Here is a 15,327-nt window from a genome sequence, read left to right as displayed (position 1 = left end):
GCGACCATGCTGGGTTATCGGTGCCCAAAGATAGCAGCAGTTAGTTTGAGGCACTTCCTTACAGCACCATAATCTGTCGGATACACGCCGAGGATAGATATGAGCCGTTGGTCATCCTGCACCTTCTGTTGCCGGAGTCGTGGGGCCCAACTCAGCGGCGCTAATACCTCGAGGAGTATGGTGCGACTAACGGTGACTACAAGAAAGGATCTATAACTCATGATGTGGGGCTACGGAAATATGGGATGGGCCTGGGGATACGGTCTGCTGGCGCTAGCAGGCGTCGCCTTGCTCATCTATGTCATTGTTCGTTTAGCGTCGAATAAGCCCGGGAACGACACCACACGATCTTCTTCGCGGCCCGCCGACTCATCAAATGCAAAGCGAATCCTCGAGGAACGTTTCGCCCGTGGGGAACTCACCGCGGAACAGTACCGTGAACAGTTACGGGTCCTCGACGAATCGCCATAATGCCCGAACTTAGTCGCCGCAACGCCCTGATCCTCGGCGGACTTGGCATCACGGGCACCGCCGTGGGCGCGACTGGTTTCTTCGCCAACCAACGCCTGTGTTCCCCGTCGTCGCTTGCAACAACATCCGGGAATGCCCTCGTCGAACCCACGGAACTTCGAAGTGTCAATGGCGCCCTCGCCGTTGCCCTCGAGTCTTCACCCCAGCAGGTCACGATCGCGGGTCGTGACGTACAGGCGTTGAGCTACAACGGTGGGGTACCCGGCCCGACACTTCGCGTTCGCGCGGGAGAAACTCTCAGCGTGAGCCTTCGAAATGGTCTATCGGACCCTAGCAACCTGCACGTGCACGGCCTCCATGTGTCGCCCGAAAACAATAGCGACAACGTGTTTGTCACGATCGCAGCCGGGGACTCTTTCGATTACCAGTACGAACTCCCCGCCAACCATCCTCCGGGAGTTTACTGGTATCACCCCCACCATCACGGTTTCGTTGCCGACCAGGTGTTCGGCGGACTCTATGGCGCCATCATCGTCGATGATCCCGATCCCATCCCGGTCGACCGGGAACGGGTGCTCGTCATTTCCGATATCACCTTCGATTCCGCTGGAAACATTCCGACGGCTACGCCGATGGACACAATGTCCGGGCGCGAGGGAGAACTCGTCTTGGTCAATGGACAGCTCACCCCCAGACTGGATGCCCGCCCTGGCCAACAGGAAAGATGGCGGATTATCAATGCGTGCGTATCCCGCTACCTACGGCTGCGCCTCGACGGGCAGCAGTTGACCCTGATTGGTATCGACTCTGGGCGTTGAGAATCCGCACACAATGTTGATGAGGTCACGCTGACACCAGGCAACCGAGCAGACCTCCTCGTGACTGCAAGTGCTGGCACCTCCACGCTGAGCGCCCTCCCCTACGATCGCGGATCAGCCGGCGGAATGATGATGGGAGACCGCAACTCGCGTAGCACCGACAAAATCGCGCTGGCCACATTCACCGTGGCTGGTGACACCGTTGCCCCAGTCGCCGCGATACCCAAGCAATCGGTTCAACGCGACCTCCGCAGCGTTACCGTAACTGCCCGGCGCGAGCTGGTCTTCACAATGGGAATGGGAATGGGCGGCGGCATGATGACCCCCACCATCAACGGTCAAGCATTCGATGCAGGCCGAATCGACACGACCGTGCAATTCGGTAGCGTGGAGGAATGGCTGCTGACCAATACCAGCACGCTGGATCATCCCCTCCATCTGCATGTGTGGCCGATGCAGATCGTCGAACAGGATGGGCGCCCTGTCGAGACCATCATGTGGCAGGACGTCGTGAACATTCCAGCCCGCAGCACCACGCGCGTGCGGATCGCGTTTAGCGACTTCAGCGGCAAATCCGTGTATCACTGACACATTCTCGACCACGAAGACAACGGGATGATGGGGATTATCAACGCAAGCTGACCGAAACGGTGTTGTTGCTCGGTCAGGCCACGTTGCGCGGATCAGTCAAGATTGATATTCCATGCATCAAATACTCTAGGGGGGTATGGTATCCATATGAACGGATATGCCCAAAATAAAGATGACGTGCTCAAGCGGCTTCATCGGGTTGAAGGACAGGTTCGCGGGATTGAGCGGATGGTGGAGTCCGACAAATATTGCATCGACGTACTGACTCAGGTGTCTGCCGCCACAAAAGCTCTCGAGTCAGTCGCGCTGACACTGCTTGCAGACCATCTGGCTCATTGTGTTGCCGAAGCCGCAGCTGAAGGTGGACCTGTCGCAGATCAGAAAATCCGCGAAGCCAACGAAGCGATCGCCCGTCTCGTACGTTCATGACAACACACCAACAAGGAGAGAACATGACCTCGATCGACCGCGTAGATCTAGGCCTTACGGACGGATCTGACTGCAGCTGCTGCGCCACATCGTCAGCTCCCGCACGTGAACCCGACTCCGGAGCGTACGAGACAGAGGTCCTAGTGCAGGGAATGACCTGCTCGCATTGCGTGGCAAGCGTGACCGAGGAACTTGGTTCGCTCGACGGCGTACTCGGTGTGACGGTCGCTTTAGTTTCGGATGGGGTCTCGACGGCAACTGTTTCGAGCTCGATCGCACTTGAACCTGAGCGGGTGCGTTCCGCAATCGAAGACGCAGGTTACTCGTTGGCAACAACCCCGGGAGAGCCTTCGCCGGCTCTCAACACCGAATCCAACTAGCTCGCCGAGTCCGAGTACAACCACAACACCAGGGATTGGCTAATGAGCACTCACAACCATAACGGCAGTAAGTCGAACGCAGCACCGGTTGACGCGAATTCGCGGCACCAGGAACCGAGTGCTACCGCGGCTGAGATGCCCGAATCGCAGCAACACAAAGGTGGGCACGAGCAGCACGGTGCTGGCCATGGTGGAGGCCATGGCGATCACGTTGCCGGCTTCCGGCGGATGTTCTGGATCATGTTGGTTGTTGCGATACCGGTGGTCGGGTTCTCACCCATGTTCGCGATGCTGCTGGGGTACGAACTTCCCGCTGCATGGATGGTCTGGATTTCTCCTGTGCTCGGCACAGTCATGTATGTGTGGGGTGGCGCTCCGTTCCTGACAGGCGCGGTGAGCGAGCTGCGCAGCAGGCAACCGGGAATGATGCTCCTGATCGGTTTGGCGATCACCGTTGCCTTTGTGGCGTCGTGGGGTGCCACGTTGGGCATGCTAGATCAGGGGCTGGACTTTTGGTGGGAGCTCGCGCTACTTATCGTGATCATGCTGCTTGGCCATTGGATAGAGATGCGGTCGCTGGCCCAGACGACGTCGGCGTTGGACTCCCTTGCGGCTCTCATCCCTGATGAAGCTGAGCGTGTTGACGGCGATCAGACGGTAACCGTTTCACCGTCAGAGTTGCGTGTTGGTGACGTTGTTGTTGTGCGGCCTGGTGGTCGTGTTCCTGCGGACGGACGGGTTGTTCAGGGCTCGGCGAGTATGGACGAGTCAATGATTACCGGGGAATCCCGGGCGGTCCGTCGCAGCGAAGGTGACTCCGTCGTTGCGGGCACTGTCGCGACCGATTCCGGGATGCGCGTCGAGATCACCGCGGTTGGTGACGACACCACTCTTGCCGGAATTCAGAAGCTCGTCGCTGAGGCGCAAAGCTCATCCTCGCGTGCGCAGCGTCTCGCCGATCGTGCTGCCGGATGGCTCTTTTGGTTCGCACTCGGCGCAGGAGCGATTACTGCTCTGGTCTGGTCTCTCATCGGGATGCCGGATGCCGCGGTAGTTCGCACAATCACCGTGCTCGTCATCGCGTGCCCCCACGCTCTCGGCCTCGCTATCCCGTTGGTGGTGTCGATATCGACCGAACGCGCCGCTAAAGCCGGCGTGCTGATCAAAGATCGTTTGGCGCTGGAAAGCATGCGCACCGTTGATACGGTTCTCTTCGACAAGACCGGAACGCTCACCAAGGGCACCCCCGCTGTCACCGCTATCGAACCCACCGAAGGCTTCGAGGCGGACGGACTGCTGGCATTGGCGGCCGCCGCAGAAGCTGACTCCGAGCATCCACTCGCCCGCGCAATCGTCGCGGCAGCACACGAGCGTGGACTGTCCGTACCGAAGTCAAGCGACTTTGAATCATCTCCCGCGGTAGGTGTTCGCGCTCGCGTCGCTGATCGCACGATTCAGGTTGGTGGCCCCTACCTCCTCGAGCAGGAGGGTGGCTCTGAGCTTCCGGTGACGGCCGAATGGTCTGAGCAGGGCGCGATTATTCTCCACATTTTGATCGACGGCAGCGTCGTCGGTGCCTTAAGGCTTGCTGATGAAGTGAGGTCCGAATCTCGGGATGCGATTGCGGCACTTCATGAACGCGGTGTACAAGTAGTGATGATCACCGGCGATGCGGAGGCTGTTGCCGCATCCGTTGCAGAAGAACTCGGAATTGACCGTTACTTTGCCGGGGTTCGGCCGGAAGATAAGGCCCTCAATGTTAAAGAGTTGCAGGCTGAGGGACGTAAAGTTGCGATGGTTGGAGACGGCGTTAATGACGCTCCCGCCCTTGCGCAGGCAGATGTGGGAATCGCGATCGGTGCGGGTACGGATGTAGCTATCGCCTCGGCCGGGGTGATCCTTGCCAGTGACGATCCGCGCTCGGTGGTGTCGGTAATCGAGCTTTCTCGTGCATCGTATCGAAAGATGAAACAGAACCTCTGGTGGGCCGCTGGCTACAACCTTCTTTCCGTGCCGCTTGCCGCTGGCGTATTGGCGCCGATCGGATTCGTGTTGCCCATGTCGGTCGGTGCTGTACTCATGTCGATATCAACTATCGTTGTGGCATTGAACGCACAGTTGTTGCGCCGCTTGGATCTGAACCCCGAAAAGTTCACCAGCCAGTAACGGCAGGCACAGCGCCGGTCGATACGAGGAAACTGCCATGACACAGATCACAGCAACGCGACACGCTCGCGCTACTGCGCGTGCTTCGGCGCTTCGACCGCCTGGCGGCGTGACGTTGCCTCGATTGGCCAGCACGGGCTGGAAAGCAACTGTCTTGGTCGTTCTCGCCGTGGCCGTGATTGGCGGAATTTTGGCGATGCACTCGTTCGCTTCGTCGGTGTCTCACTCCGAGATGGCAATGTCTGCCGGTAGTTCGACTTCGGCTGCTGCATCCCATCACGAGGCAGCGGGCGCATTCGCTGCCTCGAGCCTCGATTGTGTGGGTTGTGGTGAGGATGAGTCTATGGCCGTGATGTGGTGTGTTCTCGCTTTACTGACCGTGAGCCTGCTGCTGGTCGCACCCAAACTGATGAAGAGCTGGGCCGCAGTTTTGTCGAGCCGGCTCCTCTTTAAAAGTCCATTCCGAAGGCTTGCCAGTTTCGTTTCTCGGCCGCCCTCGCTCACTGTTCTCTGTATTAGTCGAACCTGATTAGGGCGCTGTCGACTTCGCCTCGACATGCCCGACGTATGCCCATTTCGGTCATGCGCTAATTATTGACTTATCAGGAGAACAACAATGAAGATCCGTTTTGCGGCGACAGCCGCTATCGCCGCGACAGCACTACTAGCGCTCACCGGATGCACCACATCCATGACCGATTCGACACAGAACCCCGACTCGTCGGCCACCGAGTCGGTCACGGTCGCCGACGCGAACAGCTCCGACGTCATGTTCACCACAATGATGATTCCGCACCACGAACAAGCCGTTGAGATGGCCGATATGGTGCTCATGAAGGAGGGAATCGACCAGCGAGTCCTCACCCTGGCACGGGACGTTAAGGCTGCTCAGGCTCCCGAGATTGCTCTCATGAATAGTTGGCTTAACGACTGGGGTGTAGAGGTTGATTCCGGTATGGCTGGGATGGATCAGGGCGACGGCATGATGTCTGATTCTGATATGACTGATTTGGAATCTGCCAGCGGTGTCGAAGCGTCACGCCTGTTCCTTGAGCAAATGATCCTTCACCACGAAGGTGCAATCGATATGGCTCTGTTGGAAGTTGAAGCCGGCCAAAACTCGGCCGCGGTAGAACTGGCACAACAGGTCATTGATGCGCAAACCGGCGAGATCGACGTCATGCGCGACATCCTCAGCTCCTTGTAATCGCAGCAGGGCTCGCCGTTCACCGACGGCGAGCCCTGCTCCTACTTTCTCTCACGAAGGACTTTCTCAATGACTTCCATTTCTCGTCGGCTGATTGCTGGCACAATTCTCGGCGTCACCGTTTCTCTCACTGTCGCTGCGTGTTCAACTGCACCTGAAACCTCGTCCTCCGCGCCGCCGACTATTCAACACATTCACGACATAGCGTTCAGTAGCAACGGCGGTTTGCTGATTGGGTCGCACGATGGTGTCTACACAGTCGACCTTGACAGTGGCGGTACCACCCTCGTGGGTGATGTCGCCTTTGACGCGATGGGCTTAGCGGCTCAAGGCGAGACCATTTTCGTCTCCGGTCATCCCGGAGCGGACAGCCCCGACTCTTTCGCCACGCCGCACCTTGGGCTCGTCAAGCACGACTCGGAGGCCGGCTGGGAGCAAGTATCTCTGGCGGGAACGACCGACTTTCATAACCTCAGCACCACCCCCGCGGACCCAGATTTCATTGTGGGCCTACCCTCTGATCGCCCCGTACTGTTGCGAAGCACGGACGGCGGGCGTACCTTCGCCGAAGCATCCGAACTGTCTGCTCGCGACGTCAGCATCGATAGCGATGACGCGAATGTACTGGCCGCGACCACCGCCGACGGACTCATGGTTAGCCGCGATGGGGGCGAGACTTTCTCGCCACTAGCCGGGCCGACCCTGGTAGTCATTTCGCCGGACCCCACCCGAGAGGGCGGGATAGTTGGCATCGCACCCGATGGTGAACTATGGATTGGGTCTACCGCGCCCGACGCCGAGTGGACATCGGCCGGCATGATCGAGGGCGGTGCCGCAGCAATTGTGGTGAACAACGATGGGGCAATTGCGGTCGCAGGCGAAAGCAGCATCGCCATCACTAGAGACGGAGGGCGGACATGGACTACCGTCATTCCAGCAGAATAATCGCCACCCTAGCGCGCCCTTCCACGCCACGGATTGAAAGGACACCGCATGTCTGAGCGCTCAAACAAGATTTCATTATTGGGATCCGTCTCGTTGGGTACCGGCGTGATGATTGGTGCGGGAATTTTCGCCCTTGTTGGGCAGGTCGCTGAGTTCGCAGGCGACTTTTTTCCCCTCGCTTTTCTTCTTGGCGCGATCGTGGCCGCCGTGAGCTCCTACTCGTACATCCGATATTCCAGCGTGAATCCTTCGTCGGGAGGAATCGCAATGCTGCTGAAGGATGCGTACGGGCCTGGTGTTGCTGCTGGTTCGTTCTCCCTGTTCATGTATGTGTCGATGGTGGTGGCCGAAAGCCTGCTCGCGAGAACCTTCGGCACTTACCTGTTGCGCCCCTTCGGATTGCAAGACTCGCTAATCCTTGTGCCGATATTGGGCGTGGCCGCGATCGTCACTGCCGCGATCGTGAACCTCATCGGCAACACCCTCGTCGAACGTTCGGCAACAGTCACCGCAGTGCTCAAGATTGTGGGCATTGCGGTGCTCGCAATCGCCGGACTGATTGGGGTGGCGTCTGCCGGAGACGGTTTCTTGTCGAAGTCATCGGGCGATTCGATCGACATCGTCGGGATACTAGCGGGCACAACACTGTGTGTACTCGCTTATAAAGGGTTCACAACCATTACCAATCAGGGCGATGACATTCAGGACCCCAAGCGCAACATTGCGCGCTCGATTCTGATCTCTCTTGCGATCTGCACCGTTCTCTATCTGCTGATCACCGTCACGGTAAGTTCGAGCATCGGGGCGAGCGGCGCAGTAGATGCCCGCAACTACGCTCTGGCTCAAGCCGCTGAGCCTTTCTTCGGCGCCTGGGGTGTCGGAATCACCGTTGCGATCGCGGTCGTCGCCACCCTGTCGGGCTTGCTCGCCAGCCTCTACTCGGTGTCGCGGCTCTATGCGATGCTGCAGAAAATTCGGCAGGCACCCTCGTTGCCGAAGTCAGTTCCGCAGCAACCGATGGTCATCACCGCCGGGCTCGCAATTCTGGTGACCGTGTTTCTTGATCTCAGCCAGATCGCATCAATGGGCGTCTTCCTTTACCTGACAATGGATATGGCAGTGCAGTGGGGCGTCATCCGTCACCTTCGTTCGAAAATCAAAGCCCGCATCTGGCTTCCGGCGCTGACTATCGTGCTCGATCTGGCCATTCTCGTGCCGTTTGCCATCCTCAAGGTGCAGAGTGATCTGTTTACGGTGATGGTTGCGGCGGTTGTTGCGGCAGCGATCATTGCTGCGCAGGTGATTGCGGTGCGCGCTCGATCGGCCCGGGAAAGCTGACACAGTTCGCCCGCTGACACCGGATCTCGATTATCGACGTGTCCCATCGATCGTTACCTGCGCCGGTGACTTTTCTTGTCGACTCCCTTCCGATACGGATTCCCTCGCCAGCCATCAACGGACTCGAGTCAACACATTCCAGCCGTGCACTGCGAAAACAACGACCGGGTCCACAGAGCGGACAACTGACGCGCCACGACTTGGAGAGCAGCTGAAGTCTTTACGCTTCGGCTGAGAGATGAAGGCCACGAGGGCAACTTCTGCAGGCTGCCATAACTAGTAGAACGCTGGTACACCAGGAGAGATTTGAACTCCAGGTCGACTACCCCTTAGCCGAAAAGCATCCCCACAGAACTCAGCCGAAGTTCCCGATACACTGGGAAAAATTGGGGACTGGCCGTAACCCGACCACGATGATCCCAGAGTGCGAGCTAAATTCGGCCGCGGCGGCTATCGAAAAAAGCTGGCGGGACGACCTCGGCTGGATTTCCTTCCGGGCCCTCCATTTATCGCACGTACGAGAACACACCCATCATGCCGCGAGCTGCGTGGTAGGCGTTGTGACAGTGGGTGAGCCATTGGCCCGGGTTGTCGGCGTCGAATTCGAACGACACTATTTGCCCCGGACGCACAATCACGGTGTCTTTTCGGGCACCGTCGTTGTCAAGTTGGAAGGTGTGGCCGTGAAGGTGCATGGGGTGCCACATGAGCGTCGTGTTGTTGATGTTGACGCGAACTCGTTGTTCAGACGGATGTCAAAGGCACCGTCAAATGGTGCGGTCGCGTCGAATTGTCGACCGTTGATCCCCCAGTCGTACATCATCATCCCGCCAGTCAATTGCATGTCGATAACTCGGTCTACCGCCCTGGCAGGAAGCAGCACTGACTCGTGTGCTCGGAGCTTTCCACCGTCGGTGACTGTACCCTCGAGCTTGGCCGGCAAAGGTGGCGGGCCGTCGAAAGTGCCGTCGGCCGAGATGATCCCCAGAGCACCGCCGCCCTTGCCTTCAGCGAGGGCAAACAGTGCGGTCTGGTCTTGAGTAACAGTGATGAGGGCATCAATCCGTTCTCCCATCCCCACCACGACCGCGTCGACATCGACCTGCTGCACGGCAAATCCATCGGCGTGAGTGAGGGTGATTTGCTGACCTTGCAACCCAATTCGATACGCAGTGTCGCCCGCAGCGTTGATGATTCGCAAACGAATACGGTCGCCCCGCTTCGCCTCGAACTGATCGGGGGCATCAGCGGACTTTCCGTTGAAAAGGTGTACCGGAATTTTCACATCGCCTGCGTCGCCGCCGAGATATTCGCTTGACGAGCCCATCAGCATCCCGCTGCCGTCACCCATGTTCATTCCAGACATGCCAGAGATCGAGGAAAGGAGTTCGTCTGGAGTGCCCGGCATTCCGTCGACCCAGTCGTCCAGGATGACAACCCATTCTCGGTCATAGCTCAAGGGCTCCTTCGGGTCCTCGACGATCAGCGCTCCGTAAAGTGCGCGTTCACGCTGCATCTCGACATGGGAGTGGTACCAGTAGGTTCCCGGATCAGGAGCCAAGAATGAGTAGCCATAGTTCGCTCCCGCGGCTACAGCCTGCTGGGTGACGTCGGGAACACCGTCTGCGTTATTGCGAAGTGCAAGCCCGTGCCAGTGAATGTTTGTTGCTTCGCTGAGCGAATTTTTGAGCTGAACGGAAAGCAAGTCACCAGCCTGCGCACGAATCGTCGGCCCGGTGAGTGCACCGTTGTATGCCCAGGTTTGCACGGTGGTTCCGGCAATTTTCGTGCTGAACTTCTCCGCCGTGAGCGCCTGCGCAACAGTTCTTCCCGAGGTAGCTCGCTTTGCTTCGTATTGCGCGATTAGTGCATCCGTCGGCATGATCTTAGTGGCGGCGAATGGTCCGGTAGCGCAGCCTGCGAGTGCGGTCGTTGCCGCAACAACGCCTAGTCCGCCGAGAAAGGTGCGTCTGGTGAACGTTGAGGTCATAGTCATTTCTTTTCGAGTACGTAGTGTGTGCGTGAGAGTGGCTCTGATCGGTTGAAAGTCCAGCTGAGCGTTAGCTCGCTTGCTGGCCGAACGCCGTTCACGATTGAATTGTTTAGTTGGAGGCATCGCATACTGCCCAATCGCAGCGCGCGACCGAGCTTTACATTCGAGTAGGCCAACTCCTCCCGGCTCTAACCAAGGCGGATACCTCGGTCGGCCATGAACTGCACCGGATCAGTAGTGTTCCAACCGCCGGGGCGAACCTCGAAATGAAGGTGGCATCCTGTTGAGCTTCCGGTAGTGCCGACGCGCGCAATCTTAGATCCGGCCGCCACGTTCTGACCGGTCGAAACCGCGATTCCGCCAGCCTCGATGTGACCGTAAGCGGTTCGCAGACCATTAGCGTGCTCAATGATGATGTAGTTGCCATAGCCGCCGTTCCATCCGTACGCCGCATAAACAACTGTTCCGCTCGCTGCGGCATACATGTTAGTTCCGCAGTTTGCACCGAGGTCGACTCCTTTGTGGAACCTCGCCCCATACTGTGAGCTGAAACCATAGACAGAAGTGATGTAGCCGCCTGAAGGTCTCGCCCAGCCGCTCGAGCTGATCGCACCGGCATTGAGGTTCGAGGCCGCAGCTGCTGCAGCTGCGGCGGCACGTTCTGCTTCACGTTGACGAACACCGGCTAAATAGCTCTCTTCAGTTATCTTGCGCTCTTCAGTAAGCGAGGCGAGCTGTGAGTCAAGTTCGACTTTCCGCTCTTCCTGTTCTTCGAGCGCTGCGGTCGAGGCCGCCGAGGCCGCCAGAGCCTCATCGAATGCCTTCTCTGCAGTGACCTTGAGCTGCTCGAGTTCAGTGCGAGCAACCTCGGCTGCATCGCTCAACGACTGAGCAGTGTTTCGCACCTGCACGGCACGATCAAAGAGTGCAGAAGTCTGCTGCGAGATCTTCGATGACATTCCCAAGTTGTAGAGCAAAGAATCTGCAATCTGCGAGTTGATGAGCAGGTTCACAGTCATATCCCGCCCGCCAGCGCGAACAAGCCGCGCAGCAAGCTCAGCGATGCGTGTCTCAGCCTGATCGGCTTCGGTGCTGGCCGCATCCGCTTGCTCTTGAAGCGCTGCAGTTTGGGCGGCTTTGGCCTGGTATTCGTTATCTGCCTCTTGCCAGATGTTGCCCTTATCCTCAGCGTCTTTTTGGGCTGCGGCAGCCTCCGCTGCCAATCGAACGAGGGCGCTTTCGAGGCGAGACACCAGCTTTTGGGTCGCGGCCTCACTGCTGCGAGCCTCAGCGACATCACTCCACGTCGGATAGTCCTCAACTGCAGAAGCCTCGCCGATATCGTTGCGCAGCGCAGCCCCCAGCACGAACGTTAATACTGTGGCGAAGGCGACGACTCGAAAGGCTAGAGACCGCAGCGTGAGTTGTGAAGCGGTGCGTCCATCCGCATGCATAGCTTTCATGTTTGCCTACGACCGGCGAGCATCCCGCCGACGATAAGCAAGGTGGCGCCCATGGGGTAGCCGGCGGCAAGATCCAGCCAGCCTGGCGGCTGACCCGGCCCGAACGCCTCGAGGTGAGCGAGCCAGTGCGAAGCTGCCACCAATACACCGGCGAGCATGACGGCTTGGCCTATGTGCACTATTCGTCGATGTTGATCCCAACTGTTCGCCACAGGGGACTCTTCGTTGTTCTTTTTGCTCCGTGAACTCATCTTTCGCCTCTACCTTTCATGCTTTGCGACCGGGGTAACCCTCGAATGTGTTTGCACTGGCCGCTAGTCGCGTGATTGTTGTTCAAGGTTTTTTCCGTCGAATCTCTTGGGCACGCTGTCTTTGCGATTCAAGGAAGTCGCAATGATCCAGGCGCCAACGATCGCGGCCACTAGCGCCGTGACGATATTGATCTTCACTCCAAAAAGTTCGAGTTCCGTCGGGTCTAGGCGGAATGACTCGAACCACGCTCTGCCAAATCCGTACCAGAGGAAATAGGTTCCGATCGCGACCCCCGCACGGCGTCGCGCGATCCGCTCTACCCCAAGAACGACGGCTATGCCCACGAGGTTCCAGAGCATCTCGTAGAGGAATAGTGGATGAAACAGTGTGCTCGAGGGAAGGCCCTCCGGAAAGGCGGGATTGTTCGCATCAATTTGGAGCCCCCACGGGAGGGTAGTTGGGGCTCCAAATAGTTCTTGGTTGAAATAGTTGCCGATTCGCCCGACAACTTGGCCTAAGAGAAGTCCAGGAGCTAGCGCATCAGCAAACGCCCCAAAGGACACCCCCGCGCGTCGCGCCCCGATCCATGCGCCAAGAGCACCAAAGGTGATCGATCCGAAAATGGCGAGGCCCCCCTCCCACACGTACAAAACCCTGAACAGATCTGCACCTTCATAGAAATAGTCGCTTGGGTGGGTGGCAACGTGGTAGAGCCGTCCGCCGAGTATTCCAATGGGAACTGCCCACGCAGCGATGTCCAATGCAACGCCACTGGCAATGTTCAGCCTCCGCATTCGCCGCCCTGCCACCAGAATCGCGGCGGCGATAGCTACGAGCATGAAGAGCGCGTAGAAATAGATTCGAATCGGGCCAAGCTCAACGAAGCTGATATCAGGACTCGGAATAACCAGTGGCAACATCGGGTGTTCCTCTCTTTCTGTGAGTTACTTGCTTGTGATTCACCATTAGCTGCGCTCGTTTCACGAGCCGATCTTGGCTTTCATCCACGCGTACGGATCCGTAGGGGTAACGCCGTCGAGGAGTATCTCGAAGTGCAGATGTGCACCAGTGCTTATGCCCGTGTTGCCTACTTGCCCCACGAGATCACCCACCGCAACGACGTCTCCGAGGCTGAGCGGCGATGACCCTTCGATCATGTGGGCGTACCGGCTACTGATCGTCTGGCCGTCGATCTGGTGAGTAATGACCACATTCGTTCCGTAGTCCGCATCGTTGGCGCCCAACTCGGTGACAACTCCGTCGGCGATCGCTTGAATCGGAGTCCCTAGCCCCGGATTGATGTCGATGCCTTTGTGGAAGGTCGGACAACCGTCGCAGGTGCGGTACCCGAACCAACTACTAATGGGCACGCCCACCAAGAACGGCCACTGGATCGGGGATTTCGCGACGTTCGTGAAGGTATCGGCAATGCGAGAGTAAGACGCCGATTCGGGCACGACCTGAATGACGCTGACGCTATCGCGCGCGACAATCGTCCTGGAACTCGCTAGCACCTGATCGGAGACGCTCAAGGATTGAACAGGTGGTGACGTGGCGGGTTCGGCAGTGAGTACCGTACTCGCCGGTTCCGCATACGCTGGTAGCAGGAAGGTACCAAATAGCAAAGCCACCACAGCGATGGCCGTCCCCGCTCTGGTACGAACACGAAGGGTTTTCGCCGCCGTGTAGTGGCCTGAGCCGCGTTGTTTCGTCCTCTTCGTGGATGATTCGACTTCAACGTGCTGGTGCCGCGAGTGTCTTGCTCTGTTCTCGATCGCGAGAGATTCACGGCGAGTAAGCGCTGTCGGCGCATCTGATTTGCGGTCGTTCATTTTTTCCCAACTAGGCATAAAGCGCGCCGTTTTACTAACTAAGGGAAACCGTTTCGATGACAGGCACGTCGTCGCGATTTCGATGGGATCGTGTCCGGGTTTCGGCAGACTCGGGATGTGATGCATGCTGCGGATCTCTACTCCCGGATCGTCAATAGACTTCTGCACGAAGGCAACCGCCTTCGCGGCCTGTCCATTTGCAGGTCGGGCTCCGGCCAGCTTGATGATCCGCTCCTGATCGACCGTCGACTACCACAGAAAAAGCGCAGGAGAGTCATCGTCGCAAGCGGCTTCTGAAATGCCCTTGGGTCGGCCGGGGGTGCCTATGCGCCTAAGTTCGTCCCGATAACGGGCCGCTTAGCGTGCAATGAACCACGAGCTCAGAAGAACGAAGTGCGATTGCGTGATCGTCGATCGATGAGGGTCGTTCTTCCGCGTGCGAGATCTACCCGAAAGCACGAGAAGAGAAAAGAATCAGGTGCGGCTAATAGAGAGCATGTGAAGCGAAGGCCGATGGGCCGAAACCACCCCAAATATCTGGTGGAAGGCGAGCCGCACCGCTGTACTCCGCGGTCGCAGCTCAAAGCGCAAACAATAAAAAAGTGCGAGAAGTGCGGAACCCAAAAGCGCTAGCAGACATGCCATCACCAGCTCGTTATGCGGCGGGCTGCATGAATCGGCGCAATTCTCTTGCGCTAAAGCGTCGCCCTGAAATACGGCAACGTCCGGTGACTCTGCAACCGCGGATCCGATGAGGGAACTCGACGCAGTCGCTGCGTGAGTTTCTGACGTCGGAGACTCCGAAAGCAGGAGATGCATCGCGAGCAGCGCAACGATAACTGTGGGAATTGCGATTAATACGACCAACATGCGTCGCCAGCTCGAACTGGCGCGAGAAGAGAGAGACAGTGCCATAAACGCCTGACCGCCCTTCCCTCTCATACGGTCAGCATAGCTGGCGCCGCGTGCGGCGGACCTGACAATCGGCCCAGCGTGATGCCTGCCACTGACCGTCAAAGCATCGACGCCGAGGCCGGGCCCCGTGCTTAAAAGAAAAACAGGCCTGACCGCAATCCGCGAGGAAGTGCCGATCAGACCTCTTTTAACTGGTGCGCACGGAGGGATTTGAACCCCCCGGCGTATTGATCCGTGGTCAATAGGTCAATCTCGTGCGGTGAACCAAAACCCAGACCAACAGTGGGCCGGGAGGAGTCGCAACGGTCGCACCACGGCCGAAATCCGATCCAAAACTTTGTGAAGTGTGGGCAAAGTGTGGGCAAACGAAAAACAGGCCTGGCCGCACTCCAGAAGAAAGTGCTGATCAGACCTGTTTTAGCTGGTGCGCCCGGAGGGATTTGAACCCCCGGCCTATTGATCCGTAGTCAATTGCTCTATCCGCTGAGCTACGGGCGCATCTTGTTGACTTACGCCAACCAGAAAAC

General features: G+C 58.1%; 15 protein-coding genes and 1 tRNA gene. 9 read left to right on the top strand and 7 right to left on the bottom strand.

What is annotated here, in order from left to right; genetic code table 11:
• Positions 1-470 precede the first annotated feature (470 nt).
• The 9 genes from ON14_RS16405 (at position 471) to ON14_RS10080 (ending at position 8,345) form a co-directional block, all read left to right on the top strand.
• Positions 471-1,289, top strand: coding sequence for a multicopper oxidase family protein (locus tag ON14_RS16405; protein WP_337459756.1), 819 nt, complete (start codon positions 471-473; stop codon positions 1,287-1,289).
• A gap of 60 nt (positions 1,290-1,349) precedes the next feature.
• The gene (locus ON14_RS16400) at positions 1,350-1,877 is read left to right on the top strand and encodes a multicopper oxidase domain-containing protein (protein WP_337459755.1); all 528 of its coding nucleotides are present in this window, start codon (positions 1,350-1,352) and stop codon (positions 1,875-1,877) included.
• 150 nt (positions 1,878-2,027) lie between these two features.
• Positions 2,028-2,309 (top strand): metal-sensitive transcriptional regulator, encoded by a 282-nt coding sequence (locus tag ON14_RS10110; RefSeq protein ID WP_010204911.1) that lies wholly within the window; start codon positions 2,028-2,030, stop codon positions 2,307-2,309.
• Entirely contained in the window at positions 2,306-2,689 is a 384-nt protein-coding gene (locus ON14_RS16325) for a heavy-metal-associated domain-containing protein (RefSeq protein WP_337459754.1), read from the top strand. Before ON14_RS10110 ends, ON14_RS16325 begins: the two co-directional genes overlap by 4 nt.
• 42 nt (positions 2,690-2,731) lie before the next feature.
• On the top strand, positions 2,732-4,855 hold the full coding sequence (locus tag ON14_RS10100; protein WP_010204908.1) for a heavy metal translocating P-type ATPase: 2,124 nt from the start codon (positions 2,732-2,734) through the stop codon (positions 4,853-4,855).
• 37 nt (positions 4,856-4,892) lie between these two features.
• The gene (locus ON14_RS10095) at positions 4,893-5,384 is read left to right on the top strand and encodes a DUF6153 family protein (RefSeq protein ID WP_010204906.1); all 492 of its coding nucleotides are present in this window, start codon (positions 4,893-4,895) and stop codon (positions 5,382-5,384) included.
• An 87-nt stretch (positions 5,385-5,471) separates the two neighbouring features.
• The gene (locus ON14_RS10090) at positions 5,472-6,062 is read left to right on the top strand and encodes a DUF305 domain-containing protein (protein ID WP_010204905.1); all 591 of its coding nucleotides are present in this window, start codon (positions 5,472-5,474) and stop codon (positions 6,060-6,062) included.
• 69 nt (positions 6,063-6,131) lie between these two features.
• On the top strand, positions 6,132-7,007 hold the full coding sequence (locus tag ON14_RS10085; protein ID WP_010204904.1) for a hypothetical protein: 876 nt from the start codon (positions 6,132-6,134) through the stop codon (positions 7,005-7,007).
• A gap of 48 nt (positions 7,008-7,055) precedes the next feature.
• Entirely contained in the window at positions 7,056-8,345 is a 1,290-nt protein-coding gene (locus ON14_RS10080; RefSeq protein ID WP_010204902.1) for an APC family permease, read from the top strand.
• A gap of 506 nt (positions 8,346-8,851) precedes the next feature.
• Here the strand turns inward: ON14_RS10080 and ON14_RS16195 are convergent.
• From ON14_RS16195 to ON14_RS10050, 7 genes are all read right to left on the bottom strand, one after another.
• On the bottom strand, positions 8,852-9,040 hold the full coding sequence (locus ON14_RS16195; RefSeq protein WP_237719703.1) for a multicopper oxidase domain-containing protein: 189 nt from the start codon (positions 9,038-9,040) through the stop codon (positions 8,852-8,854).
• On the bottom strand, positions 8,980-10,335 hold the full coding sequence (locus ON14_RS10075) for a multicopper oxidase family protein (RefSeq protein WP_237719702.1): 1,356 nt from the start codon (positions 10,333-10,335) through the stop codon (positions 8,980-8,982). The genes ON14_RS16195 and ON14_RS10075 overlap by 61 nt, the downstream gene beginning before the upstream one ends.
• A 191-nt stretch (positions 10,336-10,526) precedes the next feature.
• Positions 10,527-11,801 (bottom strand): M23 family metallopeptidase, encoded by a 1,275-nt coding sequence (locus ON14_RS10070; RefSeq protein WP_010204901.1) that lies wholly within the window; start codon positions 11,799-11,801, stop codon positions 10,527-10,529.
• Entirely contained in the window at positions 11,798-12,052 is a 255-nt protein-coding gene (locus ON14_RS10065; RefSeq protein WP_010204900.1) for a hypothetical protein, read from the bottom strand. Before ON14_RS10065 ends, ON14_RS10070 begins: the two co-directional genes overlap by 4 nt.
• A 63-nt stretch (positions 12,053-12,115) precedes the next feature.
• Complete coding sequence (lgt, locus tag ON14_RS10060) at positions 12,116-12,973, bottom strand: prolipoprotein diacylglyceryl transferase (protein WP_010204899.1); 858 nt, start codon at positions 12,971-12,973, stop codon at positions 12,116-12,118.
• A 60-nt stretch (positions 12,974-13,033) separates the two neighbouring features.
• Positions 13,034-13,510, bottom strand: coding sequence for a M23 family metallopeptidase (locus ON14_RS15855; RefSeq protein ID WP_158000087.1), 477 nt, complete (start codon positions 13,508-13,510; stop codon positions 13,034-13,036).
• 1,712 nt (positions 13,511-15,222) lie between these two features.
• Positions 15,223-15,298, bottom strand: a tRNA-Arg gene (locus ON14_RS10050).
• Between the last annotated feature and the right edge of the window lie 29 nt (positions 15,299-15,327).

It is taken from the genome of Salinibacterium sp. PAMC 21357, assembly GCF_000247645.1.
Lineage (GTDB): Bacteria > Actinomycetota > Actinomycetes > Actinomycetales > Microbacteriaceae > Rhodoglobus.
This window is presented reverse-complemented; position numbering and strand designations above follow the sequence as displayed.

Coding starts and splice junctions, on each gene's coding strand:
- ON14_RS16405 (WP_337459756.1), top strand. CDS start 471: ATGCCCGAACTTAGTCGCCGCAACGCCCTGATCCTCGGCGGACTTGGC.
- ON14_RS10110 (WP_010204911.1), top strand. CDS start 2,028: ATGAACGGATATGCCCAAAATAAAGATGACGTGCTCAAGCGGCTTCAT.
- ON14_RS16325 (WP_337459754.1), top strand. CDS start 2,306: ATGACAACACACCAACAAGGAGAGAACATGACCTCGATCGACCGCGTA.
- ON14_RS10100 (WP_010204908.1), top strand. CDS start 2,732: ATGAGCACTCACAACCATAACGGCAGTAAGTCGAACGCAGCACCGGTT.
- ON14_RS10095 (WP_010204906.1), top strand. CDS start 4,893: ATGACACAGATCACAGCAACGCGACACGCTCGCGCTACTGCGCGTGCT.
- ON14_RS10090 (WP_010204905.1), top strand. CDS start 5,472: ATGAAGATCCGTTTTGCGGCGACAGCCGCTATCGCCGCGACAGCACTA.
- ON14_RS10085 (WP_010204904.1), top strand. CDS start 6,132: ATGACTTCCATTTCTCGTCGGCTGATTGCTGGCACAATTCTCGGCGTC.
- ON14_RS10080 (WP_010204902.1), top strand. CDS start 7,056: ATGTCTGAGCGCTCAAACAAGATTTCATTATTGGGATCCGTCTCGTTG.
- ON14_RS16195 (WP_237719703.1), bottom strand. CDS start 9,040: ATGCACCTTCACGGCCACACCTTCCAACTTGACAACGACGGTGCCCGA.
- ON14_RS10075 (WP_237719702.1), bottom strand. CDS start 10,335: ATGACCTCAACGTTCACCAGACGCACCTTTCTCGGCGGACTAGGCGTT.
- ON14_RS10070 (WP_010204901.1), bottom strand. CDS start 11,801: ATGAAAGCTATGCATGCGGATGGACGCACCGCTTCACAACTCACGCTG.
- ON14_RS10065 (WP_010204900.1), bottom strand. CDS start 12,052: ATGAGTTCACGGAGCAAAAAGAACAACGAAGAGTCCCCTGTGGCGAAC.
- lgt (WP_010204899.1), bottom strand. CDS start 12,973: ATGTTGCCACTGGTTATTCCGAGTCCTGATATCAGCTTCGTTGAGCTT.